Below are 19771 nucleotides of genomic sequence, written 5' to 3'. Positions count from 1 at the left end.
GCAAGTGAGTGGGCAGAAACCGCTGGTTCGGCGACGGGCGACCACGCTACGGTTCGCGGGTGAGCACCCCGCTCCGCGCGACGAGGCAATCGTTCGCGGGTCGCGATCTTCGGCACCGCACCCTGGATGGGCACTCGTTCAAGTTGTGTGACTTCCGTGGCGCCGACCTTCGGGGCGCGTCTCTTCGCGGTGTCAGCTTTGCCGGCTGCGATCTGCGGGGCGCCGACCTGCGTGACACCGACCTGTCCTACGCGCGGTTCGGCTACGTCAGGACGCACGATCCGGAGTACGGACGCACGGACGTCACCGGGGCACGGTGGGACGGAGCCGACCTTCGAGGCGTCACCGCCGAGCGCGTCATTGGGTGGCCGAACGATCTCTAGATTCCGGGGTTACGTCCAGTTGATGTTGGGCCACCGAGCTGTCATCGCGTTCACCCGCCTAACCGCGCTACCCCAGCTAGCTGGCCCTGTTGCTGGACGTGCGCATCGTTGGGTGGCGTTTGACGGCCTAGAACGGATTGAGTAAGGGCTCAGCAATCTCGTGCTGGCTTGGCCGTGACGCCAGCGCGTGGACGCCATCCGCGATGGCCGTCACTACAACTCACGCCATCCTCCTGCCCGGCCAGGGTCGCCCGTCCGGACGAACTCCTCGACGACCTGCCAGGCGCCTTCGAGGTCGAGAATGAAGTCCGCGGCGAACTCGACCAGGTCGTCCAGCACCAGTACCTGCGCATTCATGCTCGCAGGTTCGTCGGCGGCCAGCAGGGATATGGCGTCCTCGCCTGTCATCAGATGGACGACCGCCGCGGACTCCGTGAACCCGAGCGTGAGCACAGGGAAAACATCGCCGGCCCGCACTTCGACGTACCCGCGCCCCTGGGTCCGCAGTCCATCGAACCGCTCGATGAGGCCAGCGATGCCCGAGCGCTCCACCGCTGCGAACGTCCCTGTCGTCGGAGACGTAGCACTCCACGAAATGTTCACCCGGCAACCCCCTCGATGATCACGACGACCCGCGCCCGTAGCTATTTCTCGTAGGGGTCCCAGTGAGCGGCGTAGTGCAGCAGCGAGCGTGCCAGCTCGGGATGGGTCGCCGCCCAGCGATTGTCGAACAGGATCCACTGGTCGAACCCGAAGAAGCCGTCGATGTATCGGGCGACCTGCGCGATGTGCGCATCCAGCCGTATCAGCGATTCGGCGAGACGCTCCGTGTGCAGCAGGTCGGTTATCTCCTGAAGAACGGCTTCATGCGCGGGGGCTCGGTCGAGACTGGCAGGTGATGGGGCGTAACCTGGCAGCTGGGCGTAGCGCTCCAATGCCCGACCCATATCGTGTTCCCCGGGAGCGACAAGCGCCCGTAGCAGCCGGACGTCGTGTGGCCATCGGTGGCTGCCGGGGCCATCGACGGCCAGGTGGGTGGCGAGGTCCGGCAGGCTCACGCCGGGAAACTGGATGGCACCGGTCAGATCCAGGTTCCGGTATAGGTCAGGCGACTGCCAGCACAGGCGGACCGAGAAGGTGCAGTCCGTGCCGGGCGGGGCGAGCCGGACGCTGCGGACGGGAACGCTGTGGCGGAAGACGGTCTCCGACCCGCCCGCGCCGGTGGGCAGCGGCCACGTGTCGTGCAGGAGGAACGCGAGCCGGTCAGGTGAGGCAGACGCCGCGTCGTCATCGACGAAGTAGTACGCGAGATCCACCTCGTCGTCATCGGTGCGAACCCTCAGGGCGTGCTCACCGAGCCGAATGAAGTCGCCCTTGTCGTCGCCCTCCACCCACAGGTACTCGGTCAGCAGCTGCCGCAGCTCGTCCACCGACTCCGGCGGCGGCAGGTTACGCTCCCCGGCCGCCTCAAAGATCGACTCCAAGCCGTACACATCGCCGCCCAGCTCACTGTCGATCCACCCCGTCGGGTCGTCGTGCTTCCAGCCGCGGCGAAACCAGTCGAGCACGTTCGCATCAGGCAGGGTGACAACGCGCTTACTGTATGGAGAATCCTCTCGCCAACGGCACACGAAGTACATGCGCTGACCCTAGGCAGCGGATCCGACAGGATCTTCCCGACCGCACCGAACGGCCGCTCCGGAACCACCACGCGATGACGCACGCTGTGGCGTCGCTTAGCCGGAGGCCGACGCACCTTGCTGGTACTCCGCCCACAACTCCTGCGCCTCGCGCGCCATCACCTGCGCACGGCGCGCCTTCTTCTTGCTGAAGCTTGGCGTGCCCCCGGGCCGTCGCGTCTGCCGCGATCCGCGACCGGACAGTTTCTCGAGCCGTGCCGCCTGATCCTCCAGCGCATACGACAAAATCTTGAGATTGGCGGCCCGGTTACCGGCGACGGCCTCGCGAGCGACCGCGATCGCTTCCTCGCCGAGCGCCAGCGCCTCGACCGTACGGCCGGCGTCGTCCAGCCACACCGCCTGCCGCCGCAGCATCTCCGCGTGTCGCGACAGGATTGCAGGCCGGTCGACCGTCGCTACCTCACGCTGCAGTTCAAGGGTCTCCTCGCCAACGGCCAGGGCCTCGTCGAGCCGGCCGGACCTGGCCAGGCCGTTAGCCAGGTTCAACAGCGACAGCGCCAGGTCCCGCAGGTGTCCGGCCCGGTTGTCCGCAACGAGTTCCCGACGCAACTGCACTGCCTCTGTCGTAAGGGCGAGGCTGGCCTGTCGATCCTCGGTGACGGCTCCCTGATTGCCCACCGCCTCGGCCAGCCTCGACAGGTATACCGCCCGGTCGACAGCGGCCAGAGCGCGATACAGCTTCACCGCCTCATCGGTCGCGGCCGCGGCCTCCGCCCGCCGGTCCATCTCGCTGAGCCGCCCGCCGTACGTGTCCAGACACGAGGCGAGGAGCGGATGATGCACCTCGGGCTGGGCTGCGACAAGTTCACGACTCAGTTCGACCGCCTCCGCGGCCGCCGCCAGAGCCTCCGCCGTCCGTCGTACTCCCGCCAGACAAACCGCCTGGTTCTTCAGAGCAGTCGCCAGGTAGCCGAGACGCCGCGGCTGGCTGCCCGTCATCGACTCACGGAAGTGCGCGACCGTCTCGGCGCCGACGTCGACCGCTTCCTCCCACCGCCCTGCCTCGAACAGCCGGTTCGCGTGCAGGCTCAAGACCCTGCCCAGGGCGTCGTGCATTTGCGAGCCGACCGGTTGATCCACAGCCAGCCTGCGCAGCAACTGCAGGGCACGGTCGCTGACCTGCAGCGCCTCGGCGTGCTGGCCGGTCGCCGCCAACGCCATCGCGTAGGGCTCAAGCAGGCGCGACAGCAGGACGTCAGGACATACGTCCATCAACGCCAACGCCTCACGGCCAGCAGTCAGCGCCTCCGGCGTTCGGCCACAACTCATAAGTCGCCTGGCGAGCGCGTCCAGGGCCTCCGCGAGCTGCTCCTCGTGACGGCGGTCGATGGCGTAAAGCTCCCGGGCCAGCCGGACCGCCTCCTCCGCACACTCCAGCGCCTCCGTCGGCCGGCCAGCGTCCGACAAGTAATAGGACAGGTTGCTGCATGCCAGGACGAGAGTGGGCAGAACCGTGCCACGGTCCCGTGCTGTCAAGCCAGACAACATCTCCACAGCCCGGCGGCCCGTCTCGACCGCATCGTCGAAACGACCAGCGCGCGACAGCTCCACCGCCTCATCGACCACCGCCCCGACCTGGCGCAGCGAAGCGTCAACCCGCGTCCCCCGCCGCAGCCATCTACGCCAACCCGTCGACTTCACTAGGGCGAATATAGGCCCAAATGATCAGCCCGTCGGCCCCCGTATGCCGAGCCGCAGACACTTCGGGCACGCCGAAGAGGTCACCGAGCAAGTGCCCTAGCCAGCAGGTATCCGGTGGGATTCGAGTCTCAGCGCGGACTACCACCCTTCCGCCATCTACGAGTTGACGACTCTCCGCGCGGAACAGCCGCCCCGATCCGCGGCCGGGGGGCGCCAGTCGGGTTCCACCAGCCCACCTAGTGCTCTGACCACAAACGTTGGCCGGGTTGGTCATGCGGCTCGGGTGGCGCGTTGGCCCCAGCGGCGTTGTCGTTCGCTGCGGATTTCGGCACGGTGGCGGCGTTGGGCGGTCAGGACATCGGGGTGGCGTGCGTTGGCGTTGCGCCAGCGCAGGTAGGCGTGCAGGTTGCGGGCCAGGACGGTGTGGTTGGGGTGATCCGAGCCCGCAATGACGAAGGTTCGTAGCGGCCCGAAGTGCGCCTCGATGGGGTTGGCACAGGAGGCGTAGGTCGGGGTGAAGCACATCTCGACCTTGTTCCGGGCCGCCCACTGCCGGATCTTGAACCCCTTATGGGCGGACAGGTTGTCCAGGATGCCGTAGATCGGTGCGCCGTCCGGGCGAGCGGCCCGGATCGACTTCAACGCGGCCAGGGTGTTCGCCGCGGACTTGCGGGTGCGAATGACGCCCCACAACTGGTCGTCGCCGATGCTGTAGCAGCCGTGGGACTGCCGCACGCCGTGCAGCTTGTGGTAGTTAGCCGGCAGCCTACGCGGGCGACCTTTCGGCGCCCAGCCGACGCCGCCGTGCGGTCGGACCGCCAGCGGCCCGAACTCGTCGAAGGCGAACGTGCGGTGCGGAAACTGCTCGATCACCTGCTCGATACGGGCCAGCTTGGCCTCGCGGTCGGGGTCGGTGGACTCCTTCCACGTCTTGGTGCGCTGGAAGGTGATCTCGTGTTTGCGCAGTAGTTGCCGCAGCCGCTCCCGGCCGACGACCACCCGCCGGTCCGGGTTGTGCGCCAGGTGCTCGGCGAGCTTGCGCACGCTCCATCAGGTGAAGGGCCGCCCCAGCTTCGCGGGGCGGGTGTTGGCCGTCACGACGATGAACGCCTCGTCGTCGCTACTGATCCGGCGGGGACGGCCACCCGCCCACTGAGGGTCCAGGCTGGCCATGCCGATCTCGTTGAACCGGTGGATCACCTGCCGCACGGAGTCCTCGTCGGCCTGCACGAGCCGGGCGATGACTGGCACGCTGTTGCCTCCCGCAGAGGCAAGCACGACCATCGCCCGCCGCAGCCGCACGGCCGAGCCCGTGCCCCGGCGCACAAGCCGTTGCAGCCGCTGTCCTTCTTGATCACTTAATCGACGTACCCGAACCGGCTCTGCCACCCCGACAGCCTGACGCCGCAACCCCAGCCCGACCGCCACCCAGGCCCGGCGTGTCACCAACACCGCGAACGTTTGTGGTCCGAGCACTAGCCGCGCCGAGGGCCCGTTCTGATAAGCGCGAGCGAGATCACGATCATGACGAGGCCGAGGCCAGCCAGGACAGTCGGCGCCTGCAGGAGCAGATCCTCCGTCGCGTACCCGTCGGGCGTGGCAGCCCGGGTCGGATCCGTCCTGTCGACGCGTACGTCGAGTAACTCCCCGACGCGGAACTCACTCTCGTCGAGTTCGCTGGAGAACCGCTCCCGATACCGCACGCCGTCGAACGTGTAGTCCACAGTCAGCCTCGTGGCGGAGAACGAACGCGTGATCCTGAACCGTTCGACGTGGACCACTTGGCCTGTCGTCTCGGCGCCGACGCGAACCCGCTCGTCGATCGCCTCGTTCAGCCGAACGGTGAGCAGCATCCCCACGCCGATCAGAAGGGTGCCGAGGACAACCGCGAGGACCAGCTTCAACTCTCGCCAGCCGAACGGGCTCTCCACCACCGGCCCTCCTCGCGTCTCGTCCGGCGGCCTGGCTAACTCCAGGGCGGCAGTGGTGCGACCGGGCGGACCGCGGTGAACTGATCGTGCTCATACCGGGTGGCGGCGAGCAGCAGCAGCCATTCGTCGCAGCCCTGCCACGGGTAGAGGTCGGCGGCACCGCCGCGTACGGCCCTGGGCCCGTCACCGGTGCGTGGGCGGGCATCCGCCGGGGCGCCCACAAAACCGGGAATCCACACGTCGGCGCAAATCTCGGCTGCCGAGCCCATCGCGGCCAGCCCGAACGCGTTCTCAGCGGCGGCTGTCCGCCGCTCATCGCCGAAGTCGTCGAGCAGATGGCCCTCGCCGGGTTTCTCGTCGCCGCGGAAGGTCAAGGTGGTGGTGCCGGCTCGGGCTGCGTACTCCCATTCGGCCTCGCTGGGCAGCCGGAATGGCACAGCTCGTCCAGGTCGTTCTCGGGCCGGGCCGTGCCGGAGTCCGCGTTGGCGTAGTCGTCCTCGTACTCGGGCAACCAGTGCTGGACCTGCGCGACCGTCAGCGGGTGCCGAGCAATCAGGAATGGTTCGACCCGCACCTACAGACCCATGCGAAAGGTCCCGCCCGGCACCGCCCGAAAGACCACGCCGGACGGGATATGCCGCCAGGCCGGCCGCCCGGCCACGATCTCTTCGGTCCACACGACGCCGAACGCTAGCAGTCCGGCATCACCAACCGCGCCGCCTGGTACGAGTACGAGCGCTCGGTCGGCACGGGGTCACGCTCCGGCGGTGACGGTCACCAGGCCGATGGTTACCGGAACGGTCGTCTCCCTCGCTGGGCACGGTCTTGCTGTTGGGTTCACGATTGCCCTGGCCACCGCCGCTGGTGGCGGCCGAATTCGGACTTGGATGCCGGTGGGAGGTTCGCGGCGCTCTTCTTCGGCGTACTCACGTACGGCATTGCCCAGCTGGTGTTGCTGGGCAGCTGCTTCGCGCTGTCCGGACGGCTCGACCGTGGGTCATCGTCTGGCCTCGTAGCTGGCTGGATATTGGGACTGGCCACGAGCCTGTACTACCTGTGCGGCGGGTTCGGCACCTAACGAATGCCCGGCCACCTGCACGCCATCACGCATACGGTAGGCGCGACCGAACGTTGCGCCCGGTCGGCGGCAGAAGATCAAAGGGATCCCTCCGCACAGTCAGATCCCGAGGCGTTCGATCAGCATCTCGATGTTGGGCGCAACCTCGATCCAGTCCGCCGCTGTGCTGAGGTAGATCACCGACGGTGCGGCCGACGAAGGTCTGTAGTCCAACGCAAACGGCCGGTCAGGTCCGAGGTCACCGATCAGGAGAGACCGGTCGGGATCCACGTCGCCGGGCGGGCTCTGCCGGTCCGGTTGACCGAGGTAGAACCCGCGATAGTCCTCAGGGATGTCATCGAGCCAGCGCCTGTTGGCCGTCATCCGACTCAAGGGAAGGAACTGCGGCGCTACGGCGTCATCACCGAAGACTTCCCGGTACGTCGACGACGAGCGGTCTGGAGCTACCCACCGCCCCTGCTGCAGCACCCGGAGCAGCGCAGACGGGACCGGCAAGCTGTCAATGATCATGTAACTATCGTCGGTGCTCCGAGCAGTCCCCCCACAAGACATCGACGCACACCACCAGCGGCATGAGCGGGGGGAAAAGCCGGCGAGCACAACTGCAGAGAGATTCAGGTGAATGCCAGCGGATGCCGAGCCAGCAGGGCCGCAGCGGCGATGTAGGTGAGTTAGCGCATGGTGCCTCCCGTGGACGGCTTCGCGGTCAGGCGACGCGGCGGATGCGGCGGATGGCGAGGTAGAGCAGCAGGGCGGCGACGGCGACGAAGATGCCGGTCTCGATGCCCTGGAACAGCCAGTACCGTGTTCCGGGCTGGTAGAGCTGCCAGTTGTAGGCGCCCGAGGTGATGCCGAGGTCGGCGCCGCACGCGAGGTACTGGGACCGGCGGTCGCGGTCCCTATCACGCAGGCCGGTGCCCGGGTTGACGCTGGACGCGCGGTGCCAAGTCCTCGGCTCTGACGCGGTTGCCGCCTCGCTTTGCACCTGGTCCCGCAGCTCCCAGACCGCTCCCAGGGGATGCCGGGCATGGTCCACTGTTCCGGCGCGTAACACGGGGGGTGCGGTGGAATGCCTGGTACGACGCTTCTGCCCTGGCAGGCGGGTCTCTGGGTGGCGGGTTGCCTCGAGCGTCTCGCACCGTACGTGCACGCGTGCGGCACGCTACGAGCGGCCGCGTTCTATCGAGACAGCGTCGACGCGTTCTGGACGGGGCACGGCGAGCTCGCCGCGCCCGACGCGGAACGGATCGCGGCAGTAGGCGCGAAGCTCAGAGCCCTGTGCGATGAGTACAGCGCCGAGGCGCAGATCTTCGAGGTTATGGTCAGGGCGGCCGAGGCTGCTCGGCAGCCCATGGCCGAACCCATGGAACAGCTTGTCACGTGGACGGTGGACCTCTGGTCGGAGCTGGGGTCCGACGACGACTCGGGAGACCGGGAGGCGCAGGCGCAGCGGGACACCCTGGCGATGACGCAGCAGCCTCCCGCGCAGGCGGCGGCCCAGATCCGGATCGTTTCCGCCCGGCTCGGCGCCGAATGGGCAGCCCGACTTGCCAACCACGGCCTGCTGAACGCCGACCCTGAGCGACCGGAGATCGTGATACCCCCGCACGATCTGACCTACCAGGTCGGTGACGTGGTGGCGGTGTCATGCCCGTGGACCCCAACGGTGACCACACGCGCCGGCAAGTACTACGCGGCGGTGCGCTGGCCGTGGGGGGCCGTGCTCGATCCCGACTCGGCGTACCTGCCGAACGGCAGCGTCGCCTTCCCCGTCGACGAATCTACCGAGCCGTGGTGGCCGTACCAGCTGCGCCCGCCGGCGGCCGAACTCGACGAGGGCGACCGGTGCGCGGTTGGCGTACCGCCGACCCGGTGCTACGTGGTGCGGTCCAACCGATACGACCCGCCGATGGACGACGGCTTCCTGCCGAGACTGACAGCGAGCATCGCGCTGCTGCCGGTCGGCAGCGGATACGCGGACGCGGCAGACGTGTGGCTGGAGCGTGCCGAGCCATTCGAGATGAAGCTGCTGCACCGCCCATACGGTGCGCTTCGCTCCGGTGACACCGTCGATGACGCGGACGGTCGCCTGCTGCAGTTCGTACCGCCGTTCCTGTTCTACGCCGACGGTGCTCGAGTGCGGCCGTCGTGGCCACTAGCTTTGGCGACCCGGGACGGGGTCACGCCACCCCCGGACGCGGTCGACGCCGTCGCCACCGCGACCGCCCTCGGCAGTCATGCCAACGAAATCGAGCGCTGGCTTACCTACAGCGAGGCTCCGTACACAGCCACGATCGCCGAAGAACTCTTCGACGAAACCTGAGCCATCCACGACAGCGAGCGACCGACGCCGCGCTGGTCGACGTGCACCCGACGCCCGCCTCCGGTCATCGGTTCAACGGTCGGACGCCCGGGCAATGACCGAGATCAGGTGCACTCATCTGCCGTCGGTAGGTCGGTGCCGCCCGAGGTCAGTTGGCGCCGGATTCAATCGGTGGGCTCGGCGGGTCGGCGTTTGCAGTTTTCCCCTTTGGGGTGGGCCGTTCGGTGGCGGCCTCAGTCAGCCAGCGGTGATCGTAGTTCAGGTGGTCCCAGCGGGACCGCAGCCACTGACGCTTGGTCGCGGTAGCAGTTCGCCAAAGGTATCGCAGCCCGTCGGCGAGTTGATCGCGTCGCTGCGGCGCAAGAAGCCCTGGAAGCTGGTGACAGAGGTCGGCGATCATATTGGCGCGCTCACGACGTCGGTCGAGTGCGTCCGCCGAATGGGCATCCAGCAGTGGCGCAGTGAGGAACCGGATCTCCAGGAAGCCCAGATGGAGTAGGTCCGCCGTCACCGCCTCCATCGCAGCCTGGGGCGGCTGATCCGACTCCATGACAACCTCCTCTGACGAGGAGAACAAGGATGCCTCACGCCGTCCGCTTCTGCCGCGATTCGCGCGGTCATGCCGCGATCCGGGTGGTTGCAGTTGACGACCCCGCCCCCTGGGGAGCGGGGCGCTGTCCGGCCCGCCACGTCACCGGACCTCGAACGTCGCCAGCCTCGCCCGCCGGTCCGCCGCGCTGGTCCGCCACCAGGGCACCGAGCAGCACCTCGACACCTGAATCAACCGCGCCCGCCACGCCGGATGCCCCGAATCCGCGGCTTCGCCGCCGGCCTGGATCACCGCAACACCCCCCGACAGCTCTCGGAGCCTGCTTCGCCGGCGAAACCGGATGGCGACGTGTGGCGGCGCCCGCGCATCATGACCGGGTGGACGCCCGGCGAGCGATCGCTCTGATCGATGACCTTCGGTCATTCGTTGATGGCCGCCGCGCGGAGGTGGCCCGTACGAGCGCTGCCGGAGTCGAGCTTCTTACCCGCTACCGGGATGGTCGGCTGGACGAGCTGTGGCTGGACCACGACCTGGGCGGCGACGACACGATCTGGCCGGTGGTAGAGGTCCTGGAACAGGCCGCCTTCGACGACCGCCCCTTCAACATCGGTGTGGTCGTCGTCCATTCCGCCAACCCGGGCGGTGCCGCAAGAATCGCGCTTGTCCTGAGGCGCTGGGGTTACCGGGTCCGCGTCGCGTCGGGTTGCTCAGACGTCGGCTACGACAAAGGCCCTCCGGCGAGCTGATCGATCCGGCCACGCCGTCACGTATAGCAGGCTGCGACCCACCGGCTGTCGCCCGGTAGATGTCGAGGCGATACCCACTGGGTAGGCTCCGAGATCGGCGCGGTGGTTGACGGTGGCGCTGAGAGACAGGGCCGCCGTCAGCAGGGATGAAGGGCGGGCCCCGGGCGGCTTGTTCTCAGGGTTGGCTCGACGGGACCGGAGCGGATGCAACTGTGAAAGGCAACCAGCGGACTGGCGATGCGAGCGCTGCCGCATCCACGCTGGACCTGAAGCCGCTTCAGAGTCGGCAGAGCCTACGCGAGGACGTAGCGCACGCCCTGCGCGCGGCTATCGTGGCTGGCAGCTTGAGGCCGGATTCGACCTACTCCGTCCCGATGCTGGCCGGACGCTTCGGCGTCTCGCCCACGCCGGTTCGCGAAGCGATCCTCGACCTGGCCAAGGAGGGCTTGGTCTCGATCGTCAAGAACAAGGGGTTCCGCGTCAAGGCCCTCAGTGAGCGGGATCTGGACGAGATCACTCAGATTCGGGAGCTTCTCGAGATTCCGGTGGTGGCCGACCAGACGGGCAGACTGTCGGAACCGCAGGTGCGGGAACTGCGGAGGTTGGCGGACAACATCGTTTCTGCTGCCGGACGTGGGGACCTGGTGGCGTACATCGAATCGGACAACGCCTTCCACCTGACACTGTTGCATGCCGCCGGGAATCAACGGCTGGTCGAGACGGTTGCCGACCTGCGCAATCACACCCGTTTGTACGGTCTCGACGCGCTGGTGGAGAGTGGAGGTCTGGTCGACTCCGCGAACGAGCATCTCGAGTTGATCGAGCTCATCGCCGGGGGTGACCGTGAGGCCGTGGTCGGCCTGATGCGGCACCACTTGCGGCACGTCCGAGGTATCTGGGCGGCCCGTCGTGAAGACTAGGACCAACGTGTTCTGTTGACACGTCCGGCCGGTCGGCTCCCGCTACGCCGCCACCGTGGCTCCTTGGAGTCAGCACCGGCACACCGAATGTGCTCGCCGGCAGCAGCTCCGGGCCCCGCTATCGCATACGGTCACGCCCTCAGCCGTTCATCGACTGCTTCGAACGGCGCCGAGCCGGGGCGATTGCACCTCTTGACGGGGCGGGCGCAGCCACTATGGTGCTATGTAACATATTACTGATGGAGGCCGCATGGAAATGGCGCCGTGGCGTGGGGTTCTCGTAGCGACCGCTCTTCCGTTCCACGCCGACCAGGGCATCGATTTCGGCGCTTACGCTGCACATGTCGGATGGCTCGCTGACAACGGCTGTCATGGCGTTGTCCCCAACGGTTCCCTCGGTGAATACCAGGCGCTCAGCAGCGAGGAACGGGCTTCGGTGGTGCGAACGGCGGTGCAAGCCGCCCCTGATGGGTTCGCCGTCGTACCAGGCGTCTCGGCCTATGGTGCCGACGAGGCACGGCGCTGGACCGAGCAGGCTGCGGAGGAAGGCTGCCCGGCCGTCATGTTGCTGCCACCGACGACGTACCGCGCTGACGAGGCAGCAGTGCTGGCCCACTACCGTGAGGTGGCGAAGGCAGGTCTACCGATCGTCGCCTACAACAATCCGATGGACACGAGGGTGGACCTGACACCCGACCTGCTGCGGCGTCTACACGACGAGGGTTTGATCGTCGCGGTCAAGGAGTTCAGCGGTGACGCCCGCCGGGCGTACCAGATCGCCGAGACGGCGCCTGGTCTCGACATCCTCGCCGGCGCGGACGACGTCGCGCTCGAATTCCTGATCGCGGGCGCGGTGGGCTGGATTGGCGGCTACCAGAACGCCATTCCGGCGAGCTGCGTTCGTCTTTACGAGGCCGCGACGGCGGGTGATCTCAGGACGGCCGTCCTCCTCTACCGGGCACTGCATCCGCTGCTCCGTTGGGATTCGCGCACTGAGTTCGTTCAGGCGATCAAGCTTTCCATGGATGTCGCAGGTCGTCCCGGTGGCTTCACGCGCCAGCCGCGCCAGCCGCTGGCCCCCACCGACGCCGCGGTCATCCGTACCACGACCGAACGGGTGCTCGCGGCAGGGCACCGCTGATGCGCAGTAGCCGCGTCATTCACGTCGTCGACTCCCACACCGAGGGAATGCCCACCCGGGTGGTGACCGGAGGCGCGCCGCTCCTGCCGGGCGACACCATGGCGCAACGTCGGGAGTACCTGACGAACCACCGGGATGACCTGCGCACGTTTCTGATGTACGAGCCGCGCGGGCACTCCGCCATGTCGGGTGCGATCCTCCAGCCGCCCACCCGCCCGGACGCCGATGTCGGTGTGGTCTTCATCGAGGTGTCGGGGTGCCTGCCGATGTGCGGACACGGTGCGATCGGTGTGGCCACCGTACTGGCGGAGACCGGGATGGTGCCGGTCACCGAGCCGGTGACCACGATCCGCCTCGATACGCCGGCCGGACTGGTGGTGGCGTCTGTCAAGGTCGAGCAGGGCCGCGCCACCGCTGTCACCATCCAGAACGTTCCCTCCTTCCTGGTGGAACAGGACGCCTTGGTCGAGGTCCCCGGCTACGGCCACGTCCGTTACGACCTCGCGTTCGGCGGCAACTTCTATGCGATCGTCGACCTGCCGGAGTTGGGCCTGCGACTGGACCGCATGGACAAACAACGGCTGCTGGAGGTGGGGCTCAGCGTGATGAGAGGCGTGAACGACACCGCCCGGCCCGTGCACCCCGAGCAGCCGCACATCTCCGGATGCCACCATGTCTACCTGGCTGCGGAAGGGGCGACCGCCCGGTTGTCACGCCACGCCATGGCCATCCATCCCGGCTGGTTCGACCGATCCCCTTGCGGGACCGGCACGTCGGCGAGGATGGCGCAGCTGCACGCCCGCGGGTTGCTCCCCCTCGGACAGGAATTCGTCAACGAGTCCATCATCGGCAGCCGGTTTTCCGGTCGGCTGGTCGATACGACCACCGTCGCCGGTCGGCCCGCGGTGGTGCCGACAGTCACCGGGCGGGCGTGGCTTACCGGTACCGCCCAGTTCTTCCTCGACCCCGAGGACCCTTTCCCGGCGGGATTCATGTTGTGAGTCTCATTCAGAGCCGTTCCCCTCAGAAGCCGGACGATGTCGTCGCGGAGCGTGTCCCGGTCACTCCTGATGGTGTGCGGAAGCTCGCTGATTCGGTCCGTGTCGCGCAGGACGCCTGGCGCCGTCGGGATCCCTCCGGCCGCGCCGCTGCCCTGAGTGAGGCGGCGGACCGGCTGCGGGCTCGGGCCGGTGAAGCGGCTGCTCTGATCGTCCGTGAGGTGGGCAAGCCGGTCGTGGAAGCGAACGCCGAGGTCAGCCGGGCCGCTGCGATCCTCGACTACTACGCCCAGTCCTGCTTCGCGGCGATCGGCGACCTGCTGGCGCCGACGCTGCCGGCGAATCAGCCGGGACTGCTGTTCACCGAACGTCGGCCGCGGGGCGTGGCTGGTCTGATCACGCCGTGGAACTTTCCACTGGCCATCCCGCTGTGGAAGGCTGCACCGGCCCTCGCCACTGGTAACGGAGTGCTGCTCAAGCCGTCGCCCGAGGCGCTGGCTTGCGGCGAGTTGGTGGCGGGCCTGTTCGACGGGCTGCTGCCCGACGATCTGCTCCATGTGGTGCCGGGAGGTGCGGACACCGGACAGGCCGTCGTCGAAGCGGCTGACGTCGTGTCCTTCACCGGCTCCGCGACGGTCGGCAGGGGTGTCGCCGTCGCCGCCGTTCGCGCCGGGCTACCGGTTCAGGCGGAGATGGGCGGACAGAACGCAGCGGTCGTGCTGCCGGACGCCGACCCTGCCACCACTGCCACGATGCTGGCAGGTGCCGCCATGGCATATGCGGGCCAGAAGTGCACCGCGACTCGGCGGATCATCGTGGTGGGCGATGCCACCGCGCTCACCGAAGCCCTGGTGGCCGCGGTGGCGGGGCTACGCGTCGGCGACCCGGCCGATGCCGGCGTCGCAGTCGGTCCCGTCATCACCGACGTCGCGCGCCGTCGAGTTCTGGACGGCGTCGCGGCAGCCCGCGCGGCAGGAGGCCGGGTTCTCACTCGTCTCGCGTCCCGGGCTGACGGCCTCTATGTGGCGCCGGTGCTGCTCGATTCGGTCGACCCTGGCCATCCGGTCGCGTGCGAGGAGACGTTCGGCCCGCTGGCCAGCATCTTCACCGTGTCGGACCCGGCCGCCGCGGCCGCTCTGGTCAACCACGTTCGGTACGGGCTGGTGACGTCCGTCCACGGCCGCGACATCGGCCGGTTGTTCGAGGTGGTCCGGGCCATCGACACCGGTCTCATCCGGGTCAACACGCCCACTACCGGAGTCGATTTCCACGCGCCGTTCGGCGGTGAGAAGGCGTCCAGCCAGGGCCCTCGAGAACAGGGCACAGCCGCACTGGACTTCTACACCTCGTTGCGCACCATCACCCTCTGTACTCCCCCACCCAGCCCCGCCGAGGAGGCCGCATGAAACGGGTCGACCTGCACACCGGTAGTCATGATCTGCCGGTCAGCCCCGCGTTGGAGGAGTTCATGCTCTCCGGGTGGGCTGACAGCGAGCGGCACGTCACACAGGTCGACGAGGTCGCCGGCTGGGCGGCGGTACGCCGGAGACAGCTGCACTGCCGTTTCTCCGGGGAACGGCTCGTCGTCCCGGCCGGAAGCTTCAAGAGGCGTTCCAACGACCAGCACTATCGGTTCCGCCCGCATTCTGCCTATGTCTGGCTGACCGGCGACCAGTCCTCAGACGGGGTCCTGGTCATCGAGCCGGACGGTGAGGAGATGCTCTTTCTTCGCCCCCGATCCGACCGGAGCACGCCCGAGTTCTTCCGTGACCGGATGTATGGGGAACTGTGGGCCGGACGCCGGCCCACCTTGGGAGAGAGCCGTCGGCGGCTGGCTGTGACGACCCGTCATCTGGCCGAGCTGGAGTCGGTCCTGTCCGGGCGGGGCGTTCCGACCCGCGTGCTGCGTGGAGTCGACGTGCACGTGGATGGGCTGACGGCCGACGCCGCGGGGCCGGGCGACCTGGAATTCGCCGCGGTGCTGGATGAGATGCGGCTGGTCAAGGACGACTGGGAGATCGGCCAGCTGGAAGAGGCGGTGGCCATCACCACCCGCGGTTTCGAGGACATGGTGCGTGCCTTGCCGATGGCGAAGCGTACGTCCGAGCGTTACCTGGAGGGGGTGTTCTGGCAGCGAGCCCGCCTGGAGGGCAACGACGTCGGATACCACTCGATCGTGGCCGCCGGTGCGCACGCCGCCACCTTGCACTGGATCGACAACGACGGCGCGGTCCGCGACGGGGACCTGCTGCTGCTCGACGCCGGTGCCGAGACGAGGTCGCTCTACACGGCAGACATCACTCGTGTTCTACCGGTGTCCGGCCGGTTCAGTCCGCTGCAACGCGATCTGTACGAGTTGTGCCTGAAGGCGAACGACGCAGCTCTGGACTGCCTCAAGCCGGGCGCCGACTGGCGTGCGTTCCATCAGGCGGCGATGACCGTGCTGGCGTACGGCCTCGCCGACCTGGGCGTGCTGCCCGTGTCGCCGGAACGCGCCTTGACCGAGGAGTCCGGGCTCTACCGGCGGTGGACGCTGTGTGGATCAGGCCACATGCTCGGTCTGGACGTCCACGACTGTGCGGCTGCCCGCGCTGACAGCTACCTGCACGGACGGCTGGCTGCCGGCCAGGTGCTCACTGTCGAGCCCGGCCTCTACTTCCAGCCTGACGACGAGTTGGTTCCGGCTGAGCTGCGCGGAATCGGGATTCGGATCGAGGAGGACGTTCTTGTCACCGACAACGGCTGTCGAGTCCTCTCCTCCGGGCTACCTCGACGTCCCGACGAGATCGAGGCGTGGATGCACCGGGTGTCGTCGTGATCGACGCCGACGCGGACGTGGTGGTGATAGGCGCCGGGATGACCGGTGCCGCCTGCGCCTACTACGCCGCACGGGCCGGCCTGACGGTGACAGTGGTGGACCGGGCCGGCGTCGCGTCCGGCACCACCGGGGCCGGCGAAGGCAACATCCTCCTCTCCGACAAATCACCCGGCCCGGAACTCAGCCTGGCGCTTCATTCCGTCGCGCTGTGGCGCGAACTGGGCGAGACCATGGGCGATGCGCAGATCGAACTGGAACGGAAGGGCGGCCTGGTGGTGGCGGCCTCGGCGACAGAGCACGACACACTGTCGGCGTTCGCGGACCGCCAGCGTGCTGCGGGCGTCGAGGCGCACGCCGTCGCCTCGCATGAGTTGCCCAGCTACGAGCCGCACCTGTCCCCCCATCTCGTCGGTGCGGTGCACTATCCCCAGGACATGCAGGTCCAGCCCATGCTCGCCGCCGCACACCTGCTCCGTGCGGCCCGGGCAACGGTACTGACCGGCACCTGCGTTGTCGGCCTGCTCCGGGACGGCACCGGGGGGATTCGAGCTGTGCGGACTGATCATGGCCTGCTGTCAACGACCAGGGTGGTGAACGCCGCCGGCGTATGGGCTGGCAGAGTCGCCGCGTTGGCGGGCGTCGAGCTGCCGATCCTGCCTCGACGTGGCTTCGTCCTGGTCACCCAGCCGCTGCCGGAGCTCGTGCGGCACAAGGTCTACGCCGCCGGTTACGTTGCGAACGTCGAGCGCAGCACCGCTGGGCTGGAGATCTCCCCGGTGGTGGAGGGGACTCGCGCCGGCACGATCCTGATCGGGTCCAGCCGGGAGCATGTCGGCTTCGATCCGGCCATGTCTCTGCCGGCGCTGAGAGGGCTCGCAGCGGCTGCGATACGCCTGTTCCCGATCCTGGGCGGCGTCTCCGCGATTCGCGCCTACCGGGGTTTCCGGCCGTACAGTCCGGACCATCTGCCGATCATCGGCGCGGACAAGGACGTGCCGGGGCTCTTTCATGCCACCGGCCACGAGGGCGCCGGTATCGGCCTCGCCCCGGCGACCGGGCACGCCATCGCCGCACTGCTGACCGACCGCCGCCCGCACGTGGATCTACGACCGTTCGCACCGGAGCGTCACCATGTTCACCTTTGACGGCCGCTCGATCCCTCACGACGGGCGGCAGAGCGTAGCCGCGGCCCTTCTCGCCGCCGGGATCCGATCCTGGCGGAGCACACGGGTCGAAGGGCGACCCCGGGGGGTCTTCTGCGGCATCGGCGTGTGCTTCGACTGTCTCGTCACGGTCAACGGTGTGCCGTCGCAGCGAGCCTGTCTGGTGGTCGCCCGCAGCGGTGACGTGGTCGAACCTCAGGACGAGCTGCGGGAGGGGACATGAGCACGTACGACCTGGTGGTGATCGGTGCAGGACCGGCCGGTCTGGCCGCGGCGGTCACGGCGGCCGATGCCGGCTGCCGGGTGGCCGTCCTGGATGCCGGGTCGCGTCCCGGCGGACAGTACTGGCGGCACCGATCCGGTGCGGACGCCCGCAGCCACACGGACTGGGCGTTGTTCGCCGGTCTGCGCGCACGGTTCGACCAGCTCGATCACCACCCGGACGCGGCAGTGTGGTTCGTCGAGTCTCGCCCGGACGACGTCGGTCCGCAGTTCGCCGTCCACACGCACTCCACGGTCGTGTACGGCCGGCGACTCGTCATCGCCACGGGAGCTCATGACCGGGTTGTCCCTTTCCCAGGTTGGGATCTGCCGGGGGTGGTCACCGCCGGTGGAGCTCAGGCCCTGCTGAAGGGTCAAGGGGTGGTGTTCGCGCGACGCGTCGTCGTCGGGGGGACGGGACCGTTTCTGTTGCCGGTCGCGACCGGCTTGGCCGACGCCGGCGCCACGGTGGTCGGCGTGTACGAGGCGAACGACCCGGTCCGGTACGCACGGCACGTCGGTGCGGTTCTCGGCGCAGCGAGCAAGTTGACCGAGGCAGGCCGGTACGGCTGGCGGATGCTGCGTCGTCGGGTGCCGTATCGGCGGCGTATGGCTGTGGTGGCCGCGCACGGCGACGATCAGCTCGCCGGGGTGACAGTGGCGGCGATCAGCCCGCTGGGCTCGGTGGTGCCCGGCAGCGAGAGACACGTCGGCTGCGACGGTCTCGCCGTCGGCTTCGGCTTCACCCCGCAGGTGGAGGTGGCTGTCGCCCTGGGATGCGAGACATTCATGGACCGCGACGGCAGTCTCGTGGTGAGGATCGGGCCGGATCAAGCGACCTCTGTACCGGGCGTGTACGCAGCGGGCGAGGTGACCGGCGTCGGCGGGGCGAGGCTGGCGCTCGTGGAAGGGCACCTCGCCGGGGACGCGGTCGCCCGGTCTCTCGGTCGCGCGGGGCCGCTGCGTGCGGGTGAGCGCAGTAGGTTGCTGCGGATCCGGCGTCGACTGCGTCGTTTCGCCGCCGCTCTGCATGCGGTTCATCCCGTGCCGGCCTTCTGGCCCGATCTGTGTGACGACCAGACTCTCGTCTGTCGGTGCGAGGAGGTGTCGGCAGGCGCTGTTCGGCAGGCGGTGCGTGAACTGTCCGCGGGCGATGCCCGGGGCACGAAGCTGTTGACCCGCGCCGGCATGGGCTGGTGCCAGGGGCGAATATGTGGTTACGCCACAGCATGCCTCACCGCCCGAGAAGCGGCCCGGCCGGTGAGTTCGGTGGATGTTCAGGGACATGCGTCTCGTACGCTGATGCAGCCGATCACGCTTGCCGACCTCGCCGGCGACGACTGATCTCGCGCACGACGAATCACGGCCGGCGCGGAGGTGCCCTCAGCATTCGATGACGTTGACGGCGAGGCCGCCCCGCGCGGTCTCCTTGTACTTGACCTTCATGTCCGCGCCGGTCTCCCGCATGGTCTTGATGACCTTGTCCAGCGACACGTGGTGCACCCCGTCGCCCCGCAACGCCAGCCGGGCCGCGGTGATCGCCTTGATGCTCGCCACCGCGTTGCGCTCGATGCACGGAATCTGCACCAGGCCACCCACCGGATCGCAGGTCAGCCCCAGGTTGTGCTCCATGCCGATCTCGGCGGCGTTCTCCACCTGCTCCGGCGTACCGCCAAGCGCCTCGGCCAGCCCGGCCGCCGCCATCGAGCACGCCGAACCCACCTCACCCTGACAGCCCACCTCGGCCCCGGAGATCGACGCGTTCTCCTTGAACAACACACCGATCGCGCCCGCCGCCAGCAGAAACCGGACCACGCCCTCCTCGGAGGCACCCGGCACGAACCGGGTGTAGTAGTGCAGCACAGCCGGGATGATCCCGGCGGCACCATTCGTCGGCGCGGTGACCACCCGCCCGCCGGCCGCGTTCTCCTCGTTGACCGCCAGCGCGAACAACGTCACCCAGTCCATCGCGCGCAGCGGATCCCCGCTGCCGGTCTCCGCCTCCAGGCCGCGCCGCATCTCCGCCGCGCGCCGCCGGACCTTCAACCCACCCGGGAGTACGCCGTCACGGGTGCAGCCGTTCTCCACGCACTCGCGCATCACCCGCCAGATCTCCAG

Annotated in this window: 20 protein-coding genes and 1 pseudogene; 11 read left to right on the top strand and 10 right to left on the bottom strand. The window is 68.4% G+C overall.

What is annotated here, in order from left to right:
• The first annotated feature begins 59 nt into the window (after window positions 1-59).
• Entirely contained in the window at window positions 60-383 is a 324-nt protein-coding gene (locus tag FB455_RS32365) for a pentapeptide repeat-containing protein (RefSeq protein WP_049794834.1), read from the top strand.
• A gap of 213 nt (window positions 384-596) precedes the next feature.
• On the opposite strand, the gene FB455_RS32360 is transcribed toward FB455_RS32365, so the two are convergent.
• The 8 genes and pseudogenes from FB455_RS32360 to FB455_RS35005 form a co-directional block, all read right to left on the bottom strand.
• The gene (locus FB455_RS32360) at window positions 597-935 is read right to left on the bottom strand and encodes a hypothetical protein (protein ID WP_013287181.1); all 339 of its coding nucleotides are present in this window, start codon (window positions 933-935) and stop codon (window positions 597-599) included.
• Window positions 936-1027: 92 nt separating this feature from the next.
• Window positions 1028-2023, bottom strand: a complete 996-nt coding sequence (locus FB455_RS32355; protein WP_013287182.1) for a hypothetical protein — start codon at window positions 2021-2023, stop codon at window positions 1028-1030.
• 96 nt (window positions 2024-2119) lie between these two features.
• Window positions 2120-3649: a tetratricopeptide repeat protein gene (locus FB455_RS32350; protein ID WP_013287183.1), complete on the bottom strand. Its 1530-nt coding sequence runs from the start codon at window positions 3647-3649 to the stop codon at window positions 2120-2122.
• Between the two features lie 345 nt (window positions 3650-3994).
• Window positions 3995-5113 (bottom strand): annotated as a pseudogene (locus tag FB455_RS34615) (IS630 family transposase).
• Between the two features lie 86 nt (window positions 5114-5199).
• Window positions 5200-5658 (bottom strand): DUF3592 domain-containing protein, encoded by a 459-nt coding sequence (locus FB455_RS32340; RefSeq protein ID WP_013287184.1) that lies wholly within the window; start codon window positions 5656-5658, stop codon window positions 5200-5202.
• 32 nt (window positions 5659-5690) lie between these two features.
• Entirely contained in the window at window positions 5691-6332 is a 642-nt protein-coding gene (locus FB455_RS32335) for a formylglycine-generating enzyme family protein (protein ID WP_357002107.1), read from the bottom strand.
• Window positions 6333-6832: 500 nt separating this feature from the next.
• Complete coding sequence (locus FB455_RS32330) at window positions 6833-7243, bottom strand: SMI1/KNR4 family protein (protein WP_083395210.1); 411 nt, start codon at window positions 7241-7243, stop codon at window positions 6833-6835.
• Between the two features lie 196 nt (window positions 7244-7439).
• Window positions 7440-7769, bottom strand: a complete 330-nt coding sequence (locus FB455_RS35005; protein ID WP_030275327.1) for a hypothetical protein — start codon at window positions 7767-7769, stop codon at window positions 7440-7442.
• A 33-nt stretch (window positions 7770-7802) separates the two neighbouring features.
• Here FB455_RS35005 and FB455_RS32320 point away from each other — a divergent pair, with 33 nt between their 5' ends.
• On the top strand, window positions 7803-9056 hold the full coding sequence (locus FB455_RS32320; protein WP_145755719.1) for a hypothetical protein: 1254 nt from the start codon (window positions 7803-7805) through the stop codon (window positions 9054-9056).
• 148 nt (window positions 9057-9204) lie between these two features.
• Here FB455_RS32320 and FB455_RS32315 read toward each other — a convergent pair whose 3' ends face one another.
• Window positions 9205-9606: a hypothetical protein gene (locus FB455_RS32315; RefSeq protein WP_145755718.1), complete on the bottom strand. Its 402-nt coding sequence runs from the start codon at window positions 9604-9606 to the stop codon at window positions 9205-9207.
• Window positions 9607-9983: 377 nt separating this feature from the next.
• On the opposite strand from FB455_RS32315, the gene FB455_RS32310 reads away from it, so the two are divergent.
• The 9 genes from FB455_RS32310 to FB455_RS32270 all read left to right on the top strand — a co-directional run bounded on the left by FB455_RS32310 (window position 9984) and on the right by FB455_RS32270 (window position 18997).
• Window positions 9984-10352, top strand: coding sequence for a cyclic-phosphate processing receiver domain-containing protein (locus tag FB455_RS32310; RefSeq protein ID WP_069089543.1), 369 nt, complete (start codon window positions 9984-9986; stop codon window positions 10350-10352).
• A gap of 212 nt (window positions 10353-10564) precedes the next feature.
• Window positions 10565-11272, top strand: a complete 708-nt coding sequence (locus tag FB455_RS32305; protein WP_013476197.1) for a GntR family transcriptional regulator — start codon at window positions 10565-10567, stop codon at window positions 11270-11272.
• A gap of 250 nt (window positions 11273-11522) precedes the next feature.
• Window positions 11523-12413, top strand: a complete 891-nt coding sequence (locus tag FB455_RS32300; RefSeq protein WP_013476196.1) for a dihydrodipicolinate synthase family protein — start codon at window positions 11523-11525, stop codon at window positions 12411-12413.
• Entirely contained in the window at window positions 12413-13414 is a 1002-nt protein-coding gene (locus tag FB455_RS32295) for a proline racemase family protein (protein WP_030275320.1), read from the top strand. Before FB455_RS32300 ends, FB455_RS32295 begins: the two co-directional genes overlap by 1 nt.
• Window positions 13411-14817 carry an aldehyde dehydrogenase family protein gene (locus FB455_RS32290; RefSeq protein ID WP_013476194.1) on the top strand — a complete coding sequence of 469 codons (1407 nt, stop codon included), beginning with the start codon at window positions 13411-13413 and terminating at the stop codon, window positions 14815-14817. The genes FB455_RS32295 and FB455_RS32290 overlap by 4 nt, the downstream gene beginning before the upstream one ends.
• Window positions 14814-16229 (top strand): aminopeptidase P family protein, encoded by a 1416-nt coding sequence (locus tag FB455_RS32285; protein ID WP_013476193.1) that lies wholly within the window; start codon window positions 14814-14816, stop codon window positions 16227-16229. The genes FB455_RS32290 and FB455_RS32285 overlap by 4 nt, the downstream gene beginning before the upstream one ends.
• The gene (locus FB455_RS32280) at window positions 16226-17374 is read left to right on the top strand and encodes an NAD(P)/FAD-dependent oxidoreductase (RefSeq protein WP_030275318.1); all 1149 of its coding nucleotides are present in this window, start codon (window positions 16226-16228) and stop codon (window positions 17372-17374) included. The genes FB455_RS32285 and FB455_RS32280 overlap by 4 nt, the downstream gene beginning before the upstream one ends.
• Window positions 17361-17615 carry a (2Fe-2S)-binding protein gene (locus tag FB455_RS32275; protein WP_013476191.1) on the top strand — a complete coding sequence of 85 codons (255 nt, stop codon included), beginning with the start codon at window positions 17361-17363 and terminating at the stop codon, window positions 17613-17615. Before FB455_RS32280 ends, FB455_RS32275 begins: the two co-directional genes overlap by 14 nt.
• Window positions 17612-18997: an FAD/NAD(P)-dependent oxidoreductase gene (locus tag FB455_RS32270; RefSeq protein ID WP_030275316.1), complete on the top strand. Its 1386-nt coding sequence runs from the start codon at window positions 17612-17614 to the stop codon at window positions 18995-18997. The genes FB455_RS32275 and FB455_RS32270 overlap by 4 nt, the downstream gene beginning before the upstream one ends.
• Window positions 18998-19036: 39 nt before the next feature.
• Here the strand turns inward: FB455_RS32270 and FB455_RS32265 are convergent.
• A partial coding sequence (locus FB455_RS32265; protein ID WP_145755717.1) for an L-serine ammonia-lyase occupies window positions 19037-19771 on the bottom strand: 735 nt, incomplete at its 5' end.

The organism is Micromonospora sp. CNZ296 (assembly GCF_007827635.1).
This window is presented reverse-complemented; position numbering and strand designations above follow the sequence as displayed.

Excerpts from the sequence above, each read along its gene's own strand:
- FB455_RS32355 (WP_013287182.1), bottom strand. The coding sequence starts at position 2,023 with ATGTACTTCGTGTGCCGTTGGCGAGAGGATTCTCCATACAGTAAGCGC.
- FB455_RS32330 (WP_083395210.1), bottom strand. The coding sequence starts at position 7,243 with ATGATCATTGACAGCTTGCCGGTCCCGTCTGCGCTGCTCCGGGTGCTG.
- FB455_RS32320 (WP_145755719.1), top strand. The coding sequence starts at position 7,803 with ATGCCTGGTACGACGCTTCTGCCCTGGCAGGCGGGTCTCTGGGTGGCG.
- FB455_RS32315 (WP_145755718.1), bottom strand. The coding sequence starts at position 9,606 with ATGGAGTCGGATCAGCCGCCCCAGGCTGCGATGGAGGCGGTGACGGCG.
- FB455_RS32300 (WP_013476196.1), top strand. The coding sequence starts at position 11,523 with ATGGAAATGGCGCCGTGGCGTGGGGTTCTCGTAGCGACCGCTCTTCCG.
- FB455_RS32295 (WP_030275320.1), top strand. The coding sequence starts at position 12,413 with ATGCGCAGTAGCCGCGTCATTCACGTCGTCGACTCCCACACCGAGGGA.
- FB455_RS32285 (WP_013476193.1), top strand. The coding sequence starts at position 14,814 with ATGAAACGGGTCGACCTGCACACCGGTAGTCATGATCTGCCGGTCAGC.
- FB455_RS32275 (WP_013476191.1), top strand. The coding sequence starts at position 17,361 with ATGTTCACCTTTGACGGCCGCTCGATCCCTCACGACGGGCGGCAGAGC.
- FB455_RS32270 (WP_030275316.1), top strand. The coding sequence starts at position 17,612 with ATGAGCACGTACGACCTGGTGGTGATCGGTGCAGGACCGGCCGGTCTG.